Raw genomic sequence first — 20,806 nt, 5'->3', positions numbered from 1 at the left:
CCACACTCGTTGACTAACGGAACTGTAAATGCTTCCATTTCCATTAATCATACGTCACATCCATTGTACTCCCATCTAATAAGAGCGTCAAGAAAACGAGTTCATAAAATGTTCAATCATTCGAAAATTACAACAATAAACACCGAAAAATCGAAAGAAAACTACTGATTTCTCCAGTTTGTTCGGCTATAATGATGAATAGAAAGAGGGGAAGTATGTGAAAAACGTATCATTTCAACAGCAATATGAAACGCTCGAATCGATTACCGTACCTAGCTTCGGCTACGAACTCCTTCGTAACGTGTTGCTTCCAGATTTGCTCGGAAAAGAAACAGCTAGCATTTTATATTGGGCTGGAAAGCGGCTCGCCCGGCAATACCCACTCGATACGTTCGAGGAAATCATCGCTTTTTTTGCTAAAGCCGGCTGGGGAGCGCTCACTATCATAAAAGAACGGCGCGACGAGCTAGAAGTCGAATTGGCGGGAGAGCTCGTTGCCGCTCGCATGTCCATGAATGATGACTGCTCGTTTTCGCTAGAAGCTGGGTTTCTTGCGCAACAAATCGAGCAGCAAAAACGCTGCATTACCGAAGCGTACGAACAACCGAAAAAACGAGCAAAAAAAGTCATTTTTACGATTAAATGGGATCAAAAAGATGCGGTACTAGAGGAAACCCGTTCGCCTGTCGAATGACAGCGAACGGGTTTCACCTACAATGCAACCTCACGAGTGTTGATTATCCATTATTTTACTAAAAAACATAGAATCATTTGACTGAACACAAGCTTTTCTGCCTCTTCCCTCGAACAAGAACGCCGGCGGGCAAATGTCATTTGCCCGCAAAGCGTTCATTGTTCGAGTAGGGCATGCGTACAGCATGCCCAGTCGCAAGCGAACCGCTTGCCGACTACGGCAGAAAAGCTAGGAATAGAGCGATTTCAACTGGTTTTTAATGGTTAATCAACACGCCTGATGCAACCTCTTCTTTTTCTTCTAGTTGAAACGCTGCATGCAACGCCTCCACTGCTGCGACCATTTTTTCTTGGGCGATGACGGTAGAGATTTTAATTTCTGATGTGCTGACCATTTTTACCTCAATCCCTTCAGCTGCTAACACTTGAAACATTTGCGCCGCAACGCCAGGGTTAGAAATCATACCTGAGCCGACGATCGATACTTTCGCTAGTTGGCTCTCATGTTCGACATCGATTCCTTCCAACGACTGCAACACTTCCAACGTTTCTTGCAAGTCTTCGGTGCGAATGGAAAACGAAACAGATGTCGTTTCGCTAGCGGTCGTGCTTTGAATAATAATATCGACATTGATGCCACGATTAGCTAGTGCTGTAAAAATTGTCGGTAACGTTTGTAGCCCTTTTGGCAAATGTTGTACAGTTACTCTCGTTACCTTGTCTTCAAACGCAATGCCTCGAACAATTAAATGCTGCTCCATTGAAATTTCCTCCTTCACGATTGTGCCAGGTTCCTCGACCATGCTCGAGCGAACTTCAAGCGGCACTTGGTAGTTTTTCGCGAACTCTACGGCGCGCGGATGCAAAACGCCTGCCCCTAAATTGGCCAACTCCAACATCTCATCATAAGAAATTGCTTGCAATTTTCGCGCTTGTTTCACATAGCGCGGATCGGTCGTAAATACGCCCGTAACATCGGTGTAAATGTCGCATTTTTCTGCTTCTAGCGCGGCTGCAAGCGCCACGGCGGTCGTATCCGAACCACCGCGACCGAGCGTCGTAATTTCGCCAGCTGCCGTCACTCCTTGGAATCCAGCAACAATAACGACTTTCCCTTCCTGCAAATGCGCCTTGATTCGCGCAGGATCAATATGCGTAATCCGAGCGTTCCCATGTACCGCTTCTGTTTGAATTCCTGCTTGCCAACCAGTTAACGATACAGCCCGTTGTCCTTTTGCTTCTAACGCCATCGCTAAAAGCGCAATGCTCACTTGTTCCCCGGTAGACAAAAGCATATCCATTTCCCGTTTGTTCGGGTGGTTAGTAAGTTGTTTGGCAAGTTGTACAAGTTCATCCGTCGTTTTTCCCATCGCCGATACAACGACGACGACTTCTTTTCCATTGTTCACTTCTGCCATCACTCGATTCGCAACGTGTTGAATTCGCTCAATCGAGCCGACAGACGTCCCGCCAAATTTTTGTACAATAATTCCCATTTTCCCCATCCTTTATTCTATGATGTATTTCTATACCGGTATAGAAAAGAAAAAACAGCAATGAGAGGCTTCTCATTGCTGTGACGAAACAAAACAAACTCGTTTCACACAGTGAGATAGCGCTCCAAGATGAATTCATCTTGACAGTCCTACATTTCTTAAACGCAGAACCAGCAGAAAAAGCAATGAGACTTTTCCCACTTCGGCGACGCTCCCCTTTCACCATCCTTCATTAGAACTCATTTTCCTCCGGATGCCTACTCTTGAAGTTCGCACCTCTATCATCACTTTCGTGTTCGAAAGTGTATAAATATTCAGTTGTATGAATTATATCAACTTTTTTCCCGTTTGACAATTCCTTTTGCTTATTTTCCATCATATTCTTGTAGCTTTTCAAATACTTTTTCCGCCACATGCCATGGAACGCCTGCGTTTTGCAATTCTTCGATGCTCGCTTCTTTCATTTGTTTCACGGAGCCAAAATATTGCAAAAGCGCTTTTTTCCGTTTCTCCCCGACGCCTGGAATGTCGTCCAATATTGATTGAAACATCGTTTTTCCGCGCGTTTGCCGATGAAACGTCACGGCAAATCGATGCACTTCGTCTTGAATGCGCTGCAATAAATAAAATTCTTGGCTATGGCGTGCCAGTGGCACAATTTGCGGCGGGTCGCCCATAAGTAGTTCTGACGTCCGATGCCGGTCATCTTTAGCAAGACCTGCTAATGGGATGTCTAGTCCAAGTTCATTCTCTAACACATCGCGAACGGCAGCTAAATGTCCTTTTCCTCCGTCAATGAGAATAAGGTCAGGAAGTGGGAGGCTCTCTTTCAGCACACGCGTATAGCGACGGCGCACAACTTCACGCATCGATTCGTAGTCGTCAGGACCTTGGACCGTTTTAATTTTATATTTGCGATATTCTTTTTTCGCTGGTTTTCCATCGATAAAAACGACCATCGCCGAAACTGGGTCGGCTCCGTGAATATTGGAATTATCAAATGCCTCGATTCGATGCGGAACAGCAATCCCTAGCGCTTTTCCTAAGTTTTCGACCGCCTTAATCGTCCGTTCTTCGTCACGCTCGATAAAATGAAATTTTTCTTGTAATGCTAGCGCCGCATTTTTGCACGCTAAATCGACTAATTCTTTTTTCTTTCCGGATTTCGGCTGCGTCACTTTCACGTGAAGAAGCTGTTCTGCCAATTCGCCATCTACTTCCCGCGGCAGTACAATTTCCTTCGGTTTTAAATGATTGGCGTTTTCGTAAAACTGCCCTAAAAACGTGAGCAGCTCTTCGTCGTAGTCTTGGTACAATGGAAAAATGGAAACATCGCGCTCAATGAGCTTTCCTTGACGAATAAAAAATACTTGAACGCACATCCATCCTTTATCGTACGCATAACCGAACACGTCGCGATCGATAAAGTCGTTCATCGTCATTTTTTGTTTTTCCATTAATGCGTCAATATAGGCGATTTGGTCGCGATATTCTTTTGCCCTCTCGAATTCCAATGCTTCTGCTGCTTGCAACATTTTTTCCGTTAATTCTTGTTTCACTTCTCGATGCCCACCATTTAAAAAACGGACAATTTTCTCGACCACTTCTTTGTTTTGTTCGGCGGAAATGGGGTAAATGCACGGTGCTAAACATTGTCCCATATGGTGGTATAAACAGACGCGATTCGGGATCGATTCACATTTGCGCAACGGGTAAATGCGATCTAATAGTTTTTTCGTTTCTTTTGCTGCTTGGACGTTCGGGTACGGTCCGAAATATTTTCCGCGGTCTTTTTGCACTTTTCTTGTAATGATTAACCGTGGATGTTCTTCCGCAGTAATTTTTAAAAACGGGTAACTTTTGTCATCTTTTAACATGACGTTATATTTCGGGTCGTACTTTTTAATTAAATTCATTTCTAAAATAAGCGCTTCAATGTTAGACGACGTCACAATGTACTCAAAATCAGCAATTTCGTTCACGAGGCGCAACGTTTTTCCGTCATGTGTCCCCGTAAAATACGAACGCACTCGATTTTTTAACACTTTCGCCTTCCCGACGTAAATGACCGTTCCGTTTTTATCTTTCATCAAATAACAGCCTGGTTGTTCTGGCAAAACAGCTAGCTTTTCTTTTAAGTGATCATGCATCATAACCACTCCAATGTTTAGTCTATCCACTCATATAACGTAATGTTCCCATACACCGGATCAGCGAGCGTGCTAGAATGGTACGTTTTTATTTTTCGCAAATGTCCGTCAATCGGCACTCCTTGGGCGCGAAATCCTTGCACGACATGGTCGGTCAAATAAATTTTTGTATGTTGATAGTTTGCGCGATGCTGCTGAAAAAAAGAAAAATGAAGCGCTTCTTGATACGGAAACGCTACGTGCAAATAATCAAATACCCTCGCTTCTTCCCACGTATATACAATAAACGATTCCTTCGCCTTTTGTAAATCATCCGCTAATTGATACGTAGCCGGCAACTGTTGTGCCTCGCGCAGATGGAAAGTGCCGACTAGTAGCTGAACGATAATCGTTCCACTAATAAATAACCGCCTGCGTAGCGAATTATTTCGTGCCAAATAATGAATCGCTCCATAAAACAACGCCCCTTGTGCAAGCGGAAGAATATGGCGAGGTTTATCAATATTTTGTGCCACTAATGCCCAGAAAAGATATGCCACCATCGTAAGAAGAAACGTACGCGACATCCGATTAGAGCGGTCAGATGCGAGAAACATCCATCCTATCGCTACGAGCAACACCACCGACTGACTAGCCATGCCAACCCAAAAGATGTTATAAGCGAAAAAATGAATCGTTCGTTGCCAAAACGGCATCGTATCGCTTGATACCGTTCCGCCCCAGTCTTGAAAATGTCCGTTCGTAAACGAAAACGCTAATTTTAAGAAACTAGCGATGCTTCCTTCTGTCGATGCGACCGCTATCACCCAAACGAGTTGAAACGACAAGGCAATAAGAGCAAAGAGCGCAATGCGTCGCCACTGACGGTACTGTTTCCAATCGTTATACCATAAAAAGAAAAGGGCGACTGCAAACGGAAGATACGACAGGCGGATGCCAAGCAAAATCCCTAAAAAGAAAAGCGGCAGCACGTGCCTCCAAAATGTTGGCCGTTCGCGCACCCACTCGATTGCCCAAACGTACCACCATAAAACGGCTAACGCCGCTCCTTCTGACATCGGCGCGCTGACAATAAGCATCACATAGCTTGCCGACTGCACAAACGCCACAACAAGCCAAGCCGTTTCTTCTTTTCCATATTTTCTTGCTAACAAAAAAAGCGGAACATTTGCTGATGTGAGAAGAAGGACGTTGAAAATAGCCAATGCTTTTGCTGGATTTGCGACAAATGGGTGAACAATCATTCCACCAACAATGAAATACGGGTAGCCTGGAAAATGTGGCTGCATCGCCAATAAATCATACCGATCTAATGCGAGTGCGAAGTCGACTTGATCCCACGTCGCTGCATACGGACTTGCATACATTATCTCTACGAAAATGACCAAAAAAAGAGACAATACTCCAACATATGACAAATATCGATGATTTCCCAGAAAATATTGACGCATTGTTTTCACCTTCTGTAAAGGAAAAAGTACAAGATAGGCTCTTGTACTTTTAAATCACATGTTTCGTTTCGGATTCAAGCGCTTCAGCATTCGTGTTTTTTTGCTTTGCTTTTTTCGGTGCTTTCGCTTGACGGCTAGTAATCAACAAATAGATTACAACGAAATAGCCGACATAGGCAATGACTTCTTCCAACGATGGCATGGAGGAGTAGCCAAAGAGCGCTTTTAAAAACACCCCAACATCTCCTGATAATAACGGCGCTACCCCATGGTCGCGCAAATAATGGTTATAGTCAATCGGATGTTCTGGCAATAGCCACGTTAAATCGTACACGTGCGGCATCACGCTTCCAATAATGTTTAAATCTTGCAACATCGAAATCCCTTGGACGAGTAAGCCAGCAGCAATCAAAATAATAAATGCACCTGTGACTTGGAAAAACGTTTTGAGCGGTACACGCATCGTCCCTTTAAAGAAAATATAGCTGACTAATGCGGCAATGACAACGCCGGTAATCGCCCCCCAACCTTGCATCGCCGCACCGATATTTCCACCGGTAATCGCCGCAAAGAAAAATACCGTTTCTACCCCTTCCCGAAGAACGACTAAAAACGAGTGGATGACCATGCCAACAACGTTTCCCGTCGTAATAAAGCGGTCCATTTTCCCTTCCACGTTCTTTTTCATATCGCGGCTATGTTCCGCCATCCAAAACACCATTTGCGTCAACAAAATCGCCGAAATGAACATAATGGAAATTTTCAAATACATCTCGCTTCCCATTGCGGCAAAGCCGGTAAATACGACTTGGAAAAGAAGTGCTACCACTACGCTTGCAACAACCGCCAAACTAGCCCCAAGCCATACATATTTTGTATATTTCGTATGATTCACTCGCTTCAAATACGACGTAATAATGCCGACAATAAGCAACGCCTCTAATACTTCACGAAACGTAATTAACAGCGCTTGAACTTCCATCGTTTGCTCCCCTCTCTACGCACGTTTCCGGCGCATGGAATACAAAACAACCCCACCAATGACAACCACAAGTACGGCAATTGGAATCCAGTTTTTCACCTTGGATAAATCGGTCCATTCTTTTTTCTCCACCGCTTCTGGCTTCTCAACTGCCGACTCGGAAAAATGACCGACTTTTAAACTTTTCAACCCGACTTGTTTTTGCAATGTCGTTAAAATCATTTCTTTGCTTTTCTTAAATTGCTCGATGTTCGATTGTTTTTTTCCGACGCCAAACAATCCTGGATTTCCTAATGACTGCAGCGCATTGTCAAATTCCGTTTTCAGTTGCTTATCAAGCGCCGCATCTTTCGCTTGAATCGTCGGAGAAAGCGCTTCGTATGTAGCAAATGCTTTCGCTAATAATCGTTTGCTTGTATCGTATTGTGCAAAATTTTTCTCAATGTTTTCTAGCCGTCTTGCAATGTTTAGCACTAAAATTTTTTTCATATCTTCTAAGACAGCATTCTTATCTTTCGCCGCAATCGCTTTTAATACCGCTTCGGACGGCTCTTTTCCCATGTGCATATCCAGTTCTTCTTTTACCGTTTCAAAAATCGTTTTCGCCTCGGCAAAATTTGGTGGATTCTCGTTTAACTTTTCCGCCATTTGCTTATACACTTCCGCCACTTTTTCTTCGTTCGGGTCTCCGTATGAATAGGCAAAAGCAGTCATCGGTACATAAGTGAGAATGAATATCAACGATATCAAAAAAAATAGACGTAGCTTGTTCATTCCTTTTCTTCCCCTCCTATACCTTCAATGATAATGATTATCATATTTTTTGTCAATAGAGCGATGGAAGGGCAGCTTTGCCTTCCACCGTTCTTAAGACACTTTTTCATCGACATCCGGCAACACGTGAGCAGAGCGATCAATTGCTACTTTTTGCATCGGTCGTTTCATTTCTCGCCAAATTGCTGGAAGTACCGCCTTCATATACGCGCCAAACTTAATAAACGATTGCCCTGTTGTCCGCACTTTATAACGAATGGGCACTTCTTTCATCCGAAAGCCTTTTCGCATTAAATTGAGCGTCAACACTTGGGCATAATTGTAATCATGAATAATGTCGGCATGTTCCATCGCTTGCCGCGAAAAGGCGCGCATGCCAGATTGACCGTCGTAAATCCACGTTCGCAACAAAAGTGACTGCAAAAACGTAAAACAATAATTCCCCATCCGGCGGTGCCATTTCATTCCGCGAATTTCCCCGAGAAACCGTGAGCCCATCGTATAATCTGCTTCTCCTTTAAAAATAGGAGCAAGCAACTCCGGAATTTGTTCGGCAGGATATTCATTATCGGCATCAATCATGACGCCGATATCGGCGCCAAGGTGAAGGCATTGTTGTAATCCTTGGCGGACAGCCGCACCAAGCCCGCTATTTTTTGGCATTTGATACACGTAATCCGCTCCTGCCTCTTTCGCGACTTCTACCGTCCGATCGGTAGAGCCGTCATCAATGACGAGCACACGCACTTCTACATACGGATGAAAATGGCGTGGAACACTGCGAATGACTTCACCTATAGACTTTTCTTCATTATATGCTGGTAAAAAGACGATCACTTTTTGCGTTTTCATCATTTCCCTTCTTTCGTATTGCCTCTGTTAATACTGGACCACGGCTATGGCTCGGGTATGGTGCGCCTAATAAATAAGCAATGGTCGGGGCGACCGACACCAAACTTTTTTTCTCGTCCACTCGCTTTCCGCGCTCAATCGCAGAACCGTACATAAAAAATGGCACGTAGCGCTCTCCTTCGTCTAAATGGCCGTGCCCCCCAATGCCATCTGCTTGACCGTGATCGGCACAAATAATGATGGTCGCATTGTCGAGTTTTCCTTGTGCCTCGAGCCATTCGACATACTCTCTAATCAACCGATCTGCTTCTTCAATTTTTTGAATATATTCATCGTACAATACGCCACGGCTATGCCCAGTCTGATCCGTCGCAATCAATTGCACGATAAATAAGTCAGGGTCTTGTTCGTCCATCACTAGTTTTGCGCGCTCGATAATGTTGCGGTCTGCGACATCGTTATGCATCACAGCCGTTACCGTTTCCACATCGTCCCCGAACGAGTCGACAAGATGGGCGATGCCAAGAAGCCGCCCTTTTTTCTCGACTTTTCGTAACGAATCAAAAATGCTTTCGACGTTTATTCCTAGCTTCCATACCATATTCGAACGAATGCCGTGTTCAAACGGATACGTTCCCGTAAACATGGACGTGAAGCAAACGACGGTCCGAGCGGGATAGACGGTCTCCATTTGCGTAAATTCCGTACCGTTTGCCCGTAACGATTTTAAAAACGGGGCGTTTGCTTGTTCAAATCGGTCTTTGCGCATTCCATCGATGACGATGACAATCACTTTGTCGTTGATGGCTGTCGTTGGAACAACGTTATTCGTATACGTCGTAATTTCTTTCGGTTTCCAATCAAATAAATTGGCATGAAGTATCCACGCAAACAAAAAAATCGCGAAATAAAATACGGCAAGCTGCCCAAGCGGAACAGACGGTTGTTCATACGCCCATTGCCATAGCGACAATAAAAGCAAAAACTTTGGCAACTGTTCTTGGGCATTTCCGCTTGTTGAATCGCTATTTTTTAAGACGAGCTTCCAGAAGCGGGTGAAATTCCACCACGTCGTCCCGATGCGCAAATGATAATAAAGCGTTCCCCAAAAAAAGACGGTAAAGAAAAAGTAAAGCCCAACCGCCAATAATAGTAACTTCACATCGGCAAACGACCAAATGATTAGAAACGCTACATACGGAATCCATAAGTAATTTCGTAAAAAGAGCGGAAAATCATACACATAATAAATCGCAAAAAGAGGAAGAACGACTAACGCACTCAGCAAAAGCAACTGAAGATGATGAACGTTGCCTACGTCCGGCAAATGGTACAACATCATCGTTCCGATGACAAAAATTGGCGTAAATGGCTTCCCCTCATTCAGCAAGTTCCAGCAGCGGGCAGCTATTTTTTCAAATGTAGATGCCTTTTTCATCGATTTCCTTCCTTTCCGAGCGATTCATGCGTTTTCGCCCATGCAATCGTTCGGGCTAGTCCTTCCTCGAACGTAACCGTCGGTTCATAGCCGAATGCTTGTTGCGCTTTTGTAATATCTGCCCATGTCGCTTTTACATCGCCAAGGCGGCTAGGAGCACCGTTCACTTTCATGTTTGGAAACTCGTTTCGCAAATAGTTTAGCAGCTGCTCCATCGTAATCGGTCGCCCTGCTCCTAAATTAAAAATATCGCTACTTCCATTTCGCTGCAATGCCAAAATCATTCCTTTGACAATGTCATCGACGTACGTATAGTCACGAGCCGCATTTCCGTAGACCGTAATCGCTTCATTTCGCAACAGTTGCTGGATAAATCGGCTAATTGCCATATCTGGCCGTCCCCACGGACCATACACCGTAAAATAACGGAAAATTGTGAGTTGGTAGCCAAACAACTGCGCATAAGCATGGCAAAATGATTCTGCGCCATATTTCGCAGCGGCGTACGGTGAAACAACTCGTCCAGTTGCCATTTCTTCTTTTAACGGCTTCTCGCCTAAATCTCCGTAAACGGAAGAAGAAGACGCAAACAACACATGCTCTGCCCCTACGTTTCCTGCTGCTTTTAGTACGTTAATCGTTGCTTTGATGTCGTAATCGACGTACGCGAGCGGCTGTAAAAGTGAATTAGGAACGCCAGGCAATGCCGCTAAATGATACACGACATTCGGTTTGTATGCTTGAAAAATTTGTGCTACTTTCTCTTCCTCTAACAAGTCTATTTCATACAGCCGGACATGGTGCCCATTTGTCAACGTCTGAAACTGTTTTCGCTTCCTTTCAATCGAATAATAAGGATGAAAACAGTCAATGACCGCCACATCATATCCGCACGAAAGAAGGTGCGACACAAGATGGCTGCCGATAAACCCAGCACCGCCTGTTACTAAAATGTTCAATGATTCCACCCCATCGTTTACATTGTACATAAAGAAGATAGCAAAAACAGCGCATTTGCAAAAGCAAAAAACCTTGCCATAACACAAGGTTTTTGCTTCGCCTTCCTTATTTCGCTTTCTCGATTGCTGCCTGCAATGTCGATTCGATTTGTTTGAGTAATTTCTCGCCTTCTTCTTTGTTTTTCGCTTTTGCCGCTTCTAAATATTTGTGTGCTTGGTCGTTCAACGTTGTGAACGCTTGCTCTCCTAAAAGCGCTTTTAAGTCACTGCCAATCATATCGATAAATAACGCCCCTTCCAGCGCTGTCACTGCTGATTTATCTTGTCCCCAATTTTCTTCGCTTTCTTCGTATTCATGGAGCGCTACTTTTGCCCACCCGCGAATAAACGCTTTATTAATCGCTACTGGGTCTAACGTTTTGACGTCTGTTTGCAAGTCAAATTGTTGGAGAATGTAATCCGCCTCTTCTGCTGCATGCTTTTTCATATACGGATATACCGATTGATAAAACGCCCATCCTTCCGCTTGTTCCACTTTTGCTTCCTCTGCGTTTTCTTTCGCCTCCGCAGCAGTTTTCGATGCATACCCGTGTGGAAGCGCACCTGTTGCAAGGTAGAATGTTTTCATCAACGTTTTATCAACAACTTGTTTGCCAAGCGCAAACGCTAACGCGTCCCCTTTTTCTACCGCACTTTCGATGTCGGAAAATGCTCCATTAATTGTATCGACAAGGTTCGTGCCGTACGCTGCGTCGCGTTTTTCTACTGTCGATTGCAAAATCGCGTAAAATTCTTTCGCTTCTTCCACTTCTTCTTTTACTTCCTCTTTGTTGCCCCAATGCTCTTCCACTTCGGTAAACTCGTGTTTAATTGTTGTATAAAATACTTTTTGCATTAATTTATCAAAAAGTTGCTTGACGACCATCGGCGCCATCGATCCATCTTTTCCAGCGTTTAATGCGGTAGTAATATGTTGGTCAAGCGTATCTTGAAACTCTGCATCGCGTTTTTGCACTAATGGCTGCAATTTCGTCGTATAAATGGTGGTTACTTTATCAAAGTCAACTTTTTCGCCCGTTTTTGCTTTTTCTAATTCTGTCACCGCTTCTTTAAACGCTTCGCCGTAATTGACTTCTTCTTTCTCTTCTTTCTCCGCTTGTTCGGTTTCTTCTGTTTTCTCTACTTTTTTCTCTGTTCCAGCTGTTTTTTCTGTGTTTCCGCAGCCTGCTAATACGCCCCCCGCAAGTAAAAACATCGCAAACACTGCTTTTAACTGTCGCTTCTTCATTATGTATCCCCCTTAATCCGATATATGATAACGATTTTCATTCACGATTATGATTATATAGAGAACGATTTTCACTGTCAATACTAAAATAAAAAAAGCAGCCCAGAAAATATTGGACTGCTTTTGAAAAATTACAGATGTTTATTGAGCAAGCTAACGAGCGCTTCTTTCGGTTGGAAGCCGATCGTTTTGTCCACTACTTCCCCGTTTTTAAAGACGAGAAGCGTCGGAATGCTCATCACGCCAAATTTCCCCGCTGTTTCTGGGTTTTCATCGACGTTCACTTTGACGACTTTTACTTTATCGCCCATTTCTTGATCAATTTCTTCTAACACCGGAGCGATCATGCGGCATGGTCCGCACCAAGGCGCCCAAAAATCGACTAATGTTACTCCTGTGCTCGTTTCTGTTACAAACGTTTGGTCCGTTGCATTGACAATGGCCATTTTCATTCCTCCTATTTCATTACTCGTGTAAGCAAAGTATACCATTTTCTCGCATGTGGCGCTAATAATTTGCTTCGTTTGCAATTCATCCCCGTATCTAAAGACAGGGGCTTTCTTGCGTTTCTCTTGTAATATTTCCGTTCTCTAAATAATTATAACTGAAAAACGAGCAAAGCTACACGCGCTTTGCTCGCTCTTTTATTACGAATGGACTTTTAATTTTTTGAACTCTTCTGTTAATAGCGGCACGACTTCAAACAAGTCACCGACAATGCCGTAGTCTGCGACTTTGAAAATGTTTGCTTCTGGGTCTTTGTTAATGGCGACAATGACTTTTGAGTTCGACATGCCGGCTAAATGTTGAATCGCGCCAGAAATGCCGCACGCAATGTATAAATCTGGGGTAACGACTTTTCCTGTTTGCCCGATTTGCAACGAATAATCGCAATAGCCTGCGTCGCACGCGCCGCGCGATGCACCGACTGCACCGCCTAATACATCCGCCAATTCTTGCAGCGGCTTAAAGCCGTCTTCACTTTTCACCCCGCGTCCGCCAGCAACGATAACTTTTGCCTCCGATAAATCGACACCTTCTGCTGTTTTGCGAACGATTTCTTTCACGATCGTGCGCAAATCTTTAATGTCGACAGAGAGAGTTGTCACCTCACCAGTGCGAGCATCGTCGCGAGAAAGCGCTGGAATATTGTTCGGACGAACAGTAATAAAGATAAGACCGCCATTAACGACTTTTTTCTCAAACGCTTTTCCTGAATAAATCGGACGAGTAAACAATACCTCTCCATCTTTTTCTTCAATCGCAACGACGTCAGAAACAAGCCCTGCGTTTAATTTCGTTGCTAGTTTCGGCGATAAATCTTTTCCTAATGCCGTATGGCCAAATACGATTCCTTCTGGCTTTTCCGCTTCGACGACCGCCATTAGCGCTTGGCCGTATCCATCAGGCGTATATGCTTTTAGCTGCGCATGTTCGACAACGACTACACGGTCTGCGCCGTGCGCAATTAGTTCGTTTGCATGCGATTGCACGTTTTCTCCTACTAATACGGCAACGACTTCTCCGCCTTGCGCGATCGTTTTTGCAGCCGCAATCGCTTCCAATGATACGTTTCTTAATGATCCGTCACGAATTTCCGCTAATGAAATTACTTTTCGTGTCATGTTCCGTCCCCCCAATAACTTAAATGACTTTCGCTTCTGTACGCAATAGTGTAACAAGCTCTTTTACTTGGTCGGTTAGTTCTCCTTGTAAAATTTTCCCTGCTTCTTTTTTCGGTGGTAAGAAAATTTCAACCGTCTTCGTTTTTGCTTCGACATCGTCTTCATCCAAATCTAAATCATCTAATTCTACTTCATCGAGCGGTTTCTTTTTCGCTTTCATAATGCCTGGAAGCGAAGGATAACGCGGCTCGTTTAAGCCTTGTTGCGCGGTGACTAATAGCGGCAACGATGTTTCAATGACTTCTTCGTCTCCTTCGACGTCGCGAACAACGGTTGCTTTATCGCCATCGATGTCAAGTTTCGTAATCGTTGTCACGTAAGGAATGCCGAGCAGTTCTGCCACGCGCGGACCAACTTGTCCAGAACCGCCGTCAATCGCCACGTTTCCTGCTAAAATTAGATGCGGCTCTTTATCTTTTAAGTATTCTGCCAATACTTTTGCCGTCGTAAATTGATCGCTTTCTTCGACATCGTCTTCGATGTTAATTAACACCGCTTTATCGCACCCCATCGCTAACGCTGTGCGCAATTCTTTTTCAGCATCTTCGTTGCCGACTGTGACGACTGTTACTTCGCCGCCTACTTTGTCGCGCACTTGAATCGCTTCTTCAATCGCATACTCGTCGTATGGGTTAATAATAAATTCAGCGCCTTCTTCATTCACCTTGCCGTTATTAATTACAATTTTTTCTTCTGTATCAAATGTGCGCTTCATTAAAACGAAAATGTTCATGGAAACCCCTCCTTATGTTTGTGGAACATTTGTTCAGTTTCAAACATTCTGTAAATTTCAGACAAAAATAATCGCTTTATTTGCCACGGAATTGCGCTGGACGTTTTTCAATAAACGCTTGCACGCCTTCTTTCGCGTCTTCGGACATAAACACGCTGCCAAACAACATTGCTTCCTTTTCGACAGCTTCATGAAATGCGCTCGCTTTTGCCGCTTGCAATAGTTCAATCGTCGCCTGCACGGAAATCGGGCTCTTTTGCGCAACTTTCTTCGCGAGTGTTTTCGCTTCTTCAAGCAGTTTCTCCTCTGGTACTGCTTTATTCGCTAATCCCCATTGCACCGCTTCTGCCCCAGTAATCGGCTCGCTCGTCCACATCATTTCTAACGCTTTGCTAAAGCCGACATAGCGCATTAATCGTTGCGTTCCTGCAAATCCTGGAATAAGTCCAAGCTGCAGCTCTGGCAACCCAAGTTTTGCGTTTTCGGCAACAAGCCGAATATGGCATCCCATCGCTAATTCTAATCCGCCACCTAATGCAGCACCGTGAATCGCCGCAATGACCGGCTTTGGAAATTGCTCCAACTTCTCCATCACTTGCTGGCCAGCACGTGCCAACGAAGCAGCTTCTTCGCTAGAAGAAACAGCCGTAAATTCTTTAATGTCTGCCCCTGCCGAGAAAAATCTTCCTTCTCCGTGAAGTAGAAGGACGCGAACTTGTTCATCGTCTTTTAATTCATCTAACAACGATGAAAGCTCTTTCAAAACAGCGGAAGACAACGCATTTGCCGGAGGCCGCGAAAAAGTGATGGTCGCGACAAAATCCTCCGTATGCACACTAAAAAACCCCATGTTTTCCTCTCCCCTTTATAAAATCAAGAGGCCGAACAGCCTCTTATCAGCAGTTCATGCACCGGCTTCGATAAAGCAGCTAAATCGTACTTCTGCTCGTTCATCACCCACGTCGTGACCGTTTCATCAATCGTACCAAAAATCATTTGCCTTGCTAAGCGAACGTCAAGGTCACGGCGAAATTCGCCTACCTCAATCCCTTCTTTTACAATTTGTTCCATAACACGCAAATATCCTTTTAACACTTCATTAATTCGCAAACGCAACTCTTTGTTCGATTGCCGCAATTCCAATTGGGTCACGATCGCTAAATGACGGTCTGCCGACAATAATTCAAAATGTTTTTTCACTAACAAATATAACTTCTCGGAAGGACGCGAAATTCCTTCTATTTCTTGCTGAATTTTTTCGATAAATGCGCCCATTTTTTCTTGAAATAGCGATACGAGAATATCTTCTTTATTTTTGAAATATAAATAAATCGTCCCGTCCGCTACACCTGCTTGTTTGGCGATTTTCGAAACTTGTGCTTGGTGGTAGCCGTTTTCAGCAATAACGACTACCGCTGCTTCGATAATTTGCATATACTTCGGTTTATTCCGTTTCAACACACATTCCCCTTCTTCAAATATGAATGAATAATCATTCATATTTTAATTTTAAAAATTCCCCTTTCTATTTGTCAAGATAAAAAATCAGCCAATGGCTGAAAGCGTTGATATTACTTATTTTTATGCTCTTCGGCTAGCGCACGCCGCAAAATTTTTCCGACCGCCGTTTTCGGCAATTCTTTCCGAAACTCATAAATGCGCGGCACTTTGTAAGCAGCAAGACGGCTGCGCATAAATTGGTCAAGCTCTTCTTCGGTGCATTGCATCCCTTCTTTTAATACGATAAACGCTTTCACTGTTTCCCCGCGATATTCGTCTGGAACGCCAATCACGACCGCTTCTTGCACTTTCGGATGTTCGTACAACACTTCTTCTACTTCGCGCGGATAAATATTGTAGCCGCTCGCAATAATCATATCTTTTTTCCGGTCGACGATAAAGAAATAGCCTCGTTCGTCCATATAGCCCATATCGCCTGTGTAAAGCCAGCCATCACGCAACACGCTTTCCGTTTCAAACGGCTGGTTCCAATAGCCTTTCATCACTTGCGGACCGCGAACGATTAACTCGCCAATTTCATTGACGTTCGCTTCTTCCCCTGTTTCGAGCGACACAATTTTCGCCTCCGTATCCGGCCATGGCACGCCGATGCTTCCCTTTACTCGTTCTCCATCCCATAGAAAATTAGAGTGGGTGACTGGCGATGCCTCTGTTAGTCCATACCCTTCAATTAGCTTGCCCCCTGTAATTTGTTCAAATTTCTGCTGCACTTCGACCGGAAGTGGGGCGGAACCGCTAATACATACTTTAATCGATGATAAGTCATAGTTTGCTAAATTCGGGTGGTTTAAAAGCGCAATATACATCGTTGGTGCCCCAGGGAAAAGCGTCGGTTTTTTCTTTTCGATCGTTTTTAAGACGGTTTCGACATCAAATTTTGGCAGCAAAATCATTTTATACGCTTGCATAATCGATAAATTCATAATCGTTGTCATGCCGTACACGTGGAAAAATGGGAGTACGCCTAAAATGACTTCTTCCCCTTTTTGGCAACGGTACATCCAATGGGCGCACATGAGTGTATTCGCAATTAAGTTGCGATGGGTTAACATCGCCGCTTTCGGAAATCCGGTCGTTCCGCCTGTATATTGCAACAGCGCAATGTCTTCGACCGGGTCTATTTGTACATTAATTTCTTTTGCTGGCGCTATAGACATGATGCGCTTCAATAAATGCTGGTCGCTTTTTTCTTCGATTGACACAAGCGGCTGGTTTTGCTTTTTTTGCATCAATGGATAAAGCATTTTTTTCATCAATGGCAAATAATCTTGGATGCTCGTGATGACTACGTGCTGAAGCGATGTTCGCTCCTTTACTTTCGCGGCTTTCGGATAAAGCATATCTAACGTAACAAGCACCGTTGCGCCGCTATCGTTTAGCTGATGTTCTAGCTCTCGTTCGGTATACAGCGGATTCGTTTGCACGACGATGCCGCCAGCCATCAATACCCCGTAATAGCTAATCACCGCTTGCGGACAATTCGGCAACATAATCGAAACGCGATCCCCTTTTTGTAGGCCAAGCGCGATGAGGTAGTTGGCGAATTTTAACGACTGCTCGTAAAGCTGTTGGAACGTTACACGTTTTCCTAGAAAATCAATTGCCACTTTTGAACCGAACTGCATGGCCGTTTCACGCAAATAATCAGGCAATCGTTTCGGCGGATAATCAATGTGGTGCGGAATGTGCGGTGGATAATAAGCCAACCAACGTTTTTCCATAGCATCCCCTCCGTTTTAATAATGGACGATTTATTTTTATTTTATTATATTTTTCGAAAATTTACACTAAAAAATAAGCGCCTGCTCACGCAGGACGCTTATTACGCAAAAAATAGCCAATACACAATACCGATCGCTAAAAATACCCCACACAACACAAACAGTACTTTCGCTAACGTTTCCATCGGAAGTTCTCCCATCTATCGAATGCTTTCGCCGATTACAAACGATAACCCAACCGAAATGACCATCGAGATAAATCCGACAGCGCGGTTATCGTTGGCGATTTCTTCGTCAATATTAAATTTCGGCGTTAAAAATTCGTAAATGAAATAGGCAAGCAGTAGCAAAATAAATCCATACACTCCCCACCCGATCATCGAAAGAAGCGATTCGTGATGACCGATGGCATATCGGAAAATGTTGGCGATGCCAAAAATTTTCCCACCGGTCGCCATCGCCACTGCCACATTGCCTTTTTGAATTTCGTCCCAATTCCGATATTTTGTCACTAATTCAAACACCGCTAAAAAAACGACGATGCACAATACCGCTACGCTAAAATTGGCAGCAATCTTTACTAGTTCGTTCTCCCAAAAGGAGTTCATCGCCCTCTCCCCCATTATTTCAATTCGACAATCGTCACACCGATGCCGCCTTCTGTTGCTTCACCAAAACGAATATTTTTCACCGAACGATGCTTTTTCAAAAACTCTTGCACCCCTTTGCGAAGCGCGCCCGTTCCTTTCCCGTGGATGATCGATACGCGCGGATAACCTGCGAGTAAGGCGTCGTCAATGTATTTTTCCACCCGCGCGATCGCATCTTCATACCGCTCGCCGCGCAAATCTAGTTCCAATCCGACATGATAGTCTCTTCCTTTTACTGTCGCTACCGGCTTCGTTTCCACCTTTGGGCTGCCGATGTATTCTAAGTCGCGTTCGTTTATTTTCATTTTTAAAATGCCGAGCTGCACTTGCCATTCGTCGTCAGACACTTTTTCAAGCAAAAAGCCTTTTTGGTTTAAATGAACGACGCGCACTTCATCGCCAGCACGAAATTCATGGGCGTTCCCTTTTCTTTGCTTTCTTCTTTTCTCGATTGCTGGTGCCGCGTCTTCCAATCGTTTTTTTGCGGCAATGAGTTCATGTTCTTTCACTTCCGCGAGCTTTTCTTTTTGCAGACGGCGCAATTCACGAACGACTTCTTCTGCTTCTTGTTGCGCCGCTCTCACTAGCTCAGCCGCTTTTCGTTTGGCGTCATCAAGCAGCTCGGTTTCTTTGGCGGTAAGCTGTTCCCATTTTTGCTCCCATTCATTTCGAATCCGCTCTGCTTCTTTCCGCGCTTCTTCCGCCTTTTTCTGTTCCTCTTCTGCCTGCCGTTTGCTTTGCTCGAGGGAAGCAATCATATTTTCTACTTTGCTGCTTTCATTGCTCATTTGCGCTTTCGCCCGCTCAATCACCCGCTCGTTCAACCCGAGTCGCTTGGAGATGTCAAACGCATTGCTTCGCCCTGGCACCCCGATAAGTAGCTTATACGTCGGGCTAAGCGTATCGACGTCAAACTCGACGCTCGCATTTATTACCCCTTTGCGATTGTAGCCGTACGCTTTTAATTCTGGATAGTGCGTCGTCGCCACGACACGTGCCCCACGCTCACGCACTTCATCCAAAATGGCGATGGCAAGCGCCGCTCCTTCTTGTGGGTCCGTTCCTGCCCCTAATTCATCAAATAACACGAGGCTTTCATGGTCGACATGGCGTAAAATTCCCACGATGTTGACCATATGGGAAGAAAACGTACTTAAACTTTGCTCAATGGATTGTTCATCGCCAATATCCGCAAATACCGCCCGAAAAACCGCAAGCTCCGAGCCGTCGAGCGCTGGAACGAAAAGGCCAGCCTGTGCCATTAGCGTCAATAACCCAATCGTTTTCAATGTCACCGTTTTCCCGCCCGTATTCGGACCGGTAATGACGATCGTCGTATAATTTTTGCCGAGTTCGATGTCGTTTGGCACGACGACGTTTTGGTCGATGAGCGGATGGCGCGCTTTCAATAGGCGAATGTAGCCGTCGTTATTCATCGTCGGCTTTGTCGCTTTTAGTTTTTTCGCGTATTTCGCTTTTGTAAAAATGAAATCGAGGTCAGCTAAAATGGCGACATTCATCAGAATCGCATCCGCATGTTCCGCTACTTTTTTCGTCAGTTCCGTTAAAATGCGCTCGATTTCTTGTTTTTCTTTGACGCGCGCTTCTTGAAGCTGGTTATTTAAATCGACGACGACTTGCGGCTCGATAAATAACGTTGCCCCGGAAGACGATTGGTCGTGCACGATTCCGCCGTAGGCGTGGCGATATTCTTGTTTCACTGGGATGACGTAGCGGTCGTTGCGAATCGTCACAATCGCATCGGACAACATTTTTTGCGCCGAAGAAGAACGAACGATCGTTTCCAGCTTTTCCCGCACACGCGCTTCTGTGTTCCGCAACTGTTGGCGAATCGCGCGCAAACGATCGCTCGCATGATCGAGCACTTCCCCGTACTCGTCAATGCATTGCTTAATCGCTTGTTCTACTTCCAAAAATGCTGTTATTTGCTCGACATATTGCAATAAATGCGGAAGTTCGGTTTTTTCTTCTTGCAGCGATTCGATAAACGTTTTCATTTGTCGGCTCGCATACATAGTGCTTGCAATATCAAGCAGTTCATGCGGGCTAAGGACGCTGCCGATTTTTGCCCGCTTGACGCTTGGGCGAATATCAAACATTCCACCGAGCGGGGCATGACCGCGCAATCGTAACGCTGTCGCTGCTTCATCTGTTTCGTCAAGCGCGCGGATAATTTCTGCAATATCGGTTGACGGCAGAAGCTGCTCAATTTTTTCTTTTCCTAACGAGGAAGAAACGTGTTCGAGTAACTGTGCTTTCACTTTATCAAATTCCAATACTTTTAACACACGTGCATGCAATGGTGTCACCTCTTTTGTTTCCAAGTTCCTTCTGTTCTTTCATACGATTCATTACGGAAAACGATACAAGTTTTTCGACAAAAGGACAAAAA

Annotated in this window: 18 protein-coding genes and 1 riboswitch; of the genes, 1 reads left to right on the top strand and 17 read right to left on the bottom strand. The window is 44.6% G+C overall.

Annotated features, from left to right (window positions below; all coding sequences use genetic code 11):
• The first annotated feature begins 217 nt into the window (after positions 1 to 217).
• The gene (locus GGR02_RS04455) at positions 218 to 694 is read left to right on the top strand and encodes a YslB family protein (RefSeq protein ID WP_183183544.1); all 477 of its coding nucleotides are present in this window, start codon (positions 218 to 220) and stop codon (positions 692 to 694) included.
• A gap of 256 nt (positions 695 to 950) precedes the next feature.
• On the opposite strand, the gene GGR02_RS04450 is transcribed toward GGR02_RS04455, so the two are convergent.
• The 17 genes from GGR02_RS04450 to GGR02_RS04370 form a co-directional block, all read right to left on the bottom strand.
• Positions 951 to 2,189 (bottom strand): aspartate kinase, encoded by a 1,239-nt coding sequence (locus tag GGR02_RS04450; protein ID WP_183183543.1) that lies wholly within the window; start codon positions 2,187 to 2,189, stop codon positions 951 to 953.
• 109 nt (positions 2,190 to 2,298) lie between these two features.
• Positions 2,299 to 2,478, bottom strand: a riboswitch (Lysine riboswitch).
• A gap of 76 nt (positions 2,479 to 2,554) precedes the next feature.
• Complete coding sequence (gene uvrC / locus GGR02_RS04445) at positions 2,555 to 4,339, bottom strand: excinuclease ABC subunit UvrC (RefSeq protein WP_183183542.1); 1,785 nt, start codon at positions 4,337 to 4,339, stop codon at positions 2,555 to 2,557.
• Positions 4,340 to 4,356: 17 nt separating this feature from the next.
• Positions 4,357 to 5,727 carry a nucleoporin-interacting protein gene (locus GGR02_RS04440; protein ID WP_306415780.1) on the bottom strand — a complete coding sequence of 457 codons (1,371 nt, stop codon included), beginning with the start codon at positions 5,725 to 5,727 and terminating at the stop codon, positions 4,357 to 4,359.
• 112 nt (positions 5,728 to 5,839) lie between these two features.
• A complete protein-coding gene (locus tag GGR02_RS04435; RefSeq protein ID WP_183183540.1) occupies positions 5,840 to 6,772 on the bottom strand; it encodes an FTR1 family iron permease in 933 nt (310 codons plus the stop codon).
• A 15-nt stretch (positions 6,773 to 6,787) separates the two neighbouring features.
• Positions 6,788 to 7,546, bottom strand: a complete 759-nt coding sequence (locus GGR02_RS04430) for a hypothetical protein (RefSeq protein WP_183183539.1) — start codon at positions 7,544 to 7,546, stop codon at positions 6,788 to 6,790.
• A gap of 93 nt (positions 7,547 to 7,639) precedes the next feature.
• Positions 7,640 to 8,398: a glycosyltransferase family 2 protein gene (locus tag GGR02_RS04425; protein ID WP_183183538.1), complete on the bottom strand. Its 759-nt coding sequence runs from the start codon at positions 8,396 to 8,398 to the stop codon at positions 7,640 to 7,642.
• Positions 8,358 to 9,836 carry an alkaline phosphatase family protein gene (locus GGR02_RS04420; RefSeq protein ID WP_183183537.1) on the bottom strand — a complete coding sequence of 493 codons (1,479 nt, stop codon included), beginning with the start codon at positions 9,834 to 9,836 and terminating at the stop codon, positions 8,358 to 8,360. The genes GGR02_RS04425 and GGR02_RS04420 overlap by 41 nt, the downstream gene beginning before the upstream one ends.
• On the bottom strand, positions 9,833 to 10,795 hold the full coding sequence (locus GGR02_RS04415) for an NAD-dependent epimerase/dehydratase family protein (protein WP_183183536.1): 963 nt from the start codon (positions 10,793 to 10,795) through the stop codon (positions 9,833 to 9,835). The genes GGR02_RS04420 and GGR02_RS04415 overlap by 4 nt, the downstream gene beginning before the upstream one ends.
• A gap of 106 nt (positions 10,796 to 10,901) precedes the next feature.
• Complete coding sequence (locus GGR02_RS04410; RefSeq protein WP_373286630.1) at positions 10,902 to 12,086, bottom strand: hypothetical protein; 1,185 nt, start codon at positions 12,084 to 12,086, stop codon at positions 10,902 to 10,904.
• 128 nt (positions 12,087 to 12,214) lie between these two features.
• Complete coding sequence (gene trxA / locus GGR02_RS04405; protein ID WP_183183535.1) at positions 12,215 to 12,529, bottom strand: thioredoxin; 315 nt, start codon at positions 12,527 to 12,529, stop codon at positions 12,215 to 12,217.
• A 201-nt stretch (positions 12,530 to 12,730) separates the two neighbouring features.
• Positions 12,731 to 13,708: an electron transfer flavoprotein subunit alpha/FixB family protein gene (locus GGR02_RS04400; RefSeq protein WP_183183534.1), complete on the bottom strand. Its 978-nt coding sequence runs from the start codon at positions 13,706 to 13,708 to the stop codon at positions 12,731 to 12,733.
• Positions 13,709 to 13,727: 19 nt separating this feature from the next.
• Positions 13,728 to 14,501, bottom strand: a complete 774-nt coding sequence (locus tag GGR02_RS04395; RefSeq protein ID WP_183183533.1) for an electron transfer flavoprotein subunit beta/FixA family protein — start codon at positions 14,499 to 14,501, stop codon at positions 13,728 to 13,730.
• A 76-nt stretch (positions 14,502 to 14,577) separates the two neighbouring features.
• Positions 14,578 to 15,351 carry an enoyl-CoA hydratase gene (locus GGR02_RS04390; protein WP_183183532.1) on the bottom strand — a complete coding sequence of 258 codons (774 nt, stop codon included), beginning with the start codon at positions 15,349 to 15,351 and terminating at the stop codon, positions 14,578 to 14,580.
• Between the two features lie 23 nt (positions 15,352 to 15,374).
• Positions 15,375 to 15,959, bottom strand: a complete 585-nt coding sequence (locus GGR02_RS04385; RefSeq protein WP_183183531.1) for a TetR/AcrR family transcriptional regulator — start codon at positions 15,957 to 15,959, stop codon at positions 15,375 to 15,377.
• A 113-nt stretch (positions 15,960 to 16,072) separates the two neighbouring features.
• Entirely contained in the window at positions 16,073 to 17,743 is a 1,671-nt protein-coding gene (locus GGR02_RS04380) for a long-chain-fatty-acid--CoA ligase (protein ID WP_183183530.1), read from the bottom strand.
• A gap of 200 nt (positions 17,744 to 17,943) precedes the next feature.
• Positions 17,944 to 18,351 (bottom strand): DUF350 domain-containing protein, encoded by a 408-nt coding sequence (locus GGR02_RS04375; protein WP_183183529.1) that lies wholly within the window; start codon positions 18,349 to 18,351, stop codon positions 17,944 to 17,946.
• Positions 18,352 to 18,365: 14 nt separating this feature from the next.
• On the bottom strand, positions 18,366 to 20,702 hold the full coding sequence (locus GGR02_RS04370) for an endonuclease MutS2 (protein ID WP_409978337.1): 2,337 nt from the start codon (positions 20,700 to 20,702) through the stop codon (positions 18,366 to 18,368).
• Positions 20,703 to 20,806: the final 104 nt, after the last annotated feature.

The sequence above is a fragment of the Anoxybacteroides voinovskiense genome, assembly GCF_014196205.1.
Classification (GTDB): domain Bacteria; phylum Bacillota; class Bacilli; order Bacillales; family Anoxybacillaceae; genus Anoxybacteroides; species Anoxybacteroides voinovskiense.
Note: the sequence above shows the minus strand (reverse complement) of the source record. Positions and strands in the feature narration are given on the sequence as shown.

Coding starts and splice junctions, on each gene's coding strand:
- GGR02_RS04450 (WP_183183543.1), bottom strand. CDS start 2,189: ATGGGAATTATTGTACAAAAATTTGGCGGGACGTCTGTCGGCTCGATT.
- uvrC (WP_183183542.1), bottom strand. CDS start 4,339: ATGCATGATCACTTAAAAGAAAAGCTAGCTGTTTTGCCAGAACAACCA.
- GGR02_RS04435 (WP_183183540.1), bottom strand. CDS start 6,772: ATGGAAGTTCAAGCGCTGTTAATTACGTTTCGTGAAGTATTAGAGGCG.
- GGR02_RS04430 (WP_183183539.1), bottom strand. CDS start 7,546: ATGAACAAGCTACGTCTATTTTTTTTGATATCGTTGATATTCATTCTC.
- GGR02_RS04425 (WP_183183538.1), bottom strand. CDS start 8,398: ATGAAAACGCAAAAAGTGATCGTCTTTTTACCAGCATATAATGAAGAA.
- GGR02_RS04420 (WP_183183537.1), bottom strand. CDS start 9,836: ATGAAAAAGGCATCTACATTTGAAAAAATAGCTGCCCGCTGCTGGAAC.
- trxA (WP_183183535.1), bottom strand. CDS start 12,529: ATGGCCATTGTCAATGCAACGGACCAAACGTTTGTAACAGAAACGAGC.
- GGR02_RS04400 (WP_183183534.1), bottom strand. CDS start 13,708: ATGACACGAAAAGTAATTTCATTAGCGGAAATTCGTGACGGATCATTA.
- GGR02_RS04395 (WP_183183533.1), bottom strand. CDS start 14,501: ATGAACATTTTCGTTTTAATGAAGCGCACATTTGATACAGAAGAAAAA.
- GGR02_RS04390 (WP_183183532.1), bottom strand. CDS start 15,351: ATGGGGTTTTTTAGTGTGCATACGGAGGATTTTGTCGCGACCATCACT.
- GGR02_RS04380 (WP_183183530.1), bottom strand. CDS start 17,743: ATGGAAAAACGTTGGTTGGCTTATTATCCACCGCACATTCCGCACCAC.
- GGR02_RS04375 (WP_183183529.1), bottom strand. CDS start 18,351: ATGAACTCCTTTTGGGAGAACGAACTAGTAAAGATTGCTGCCAATTTT.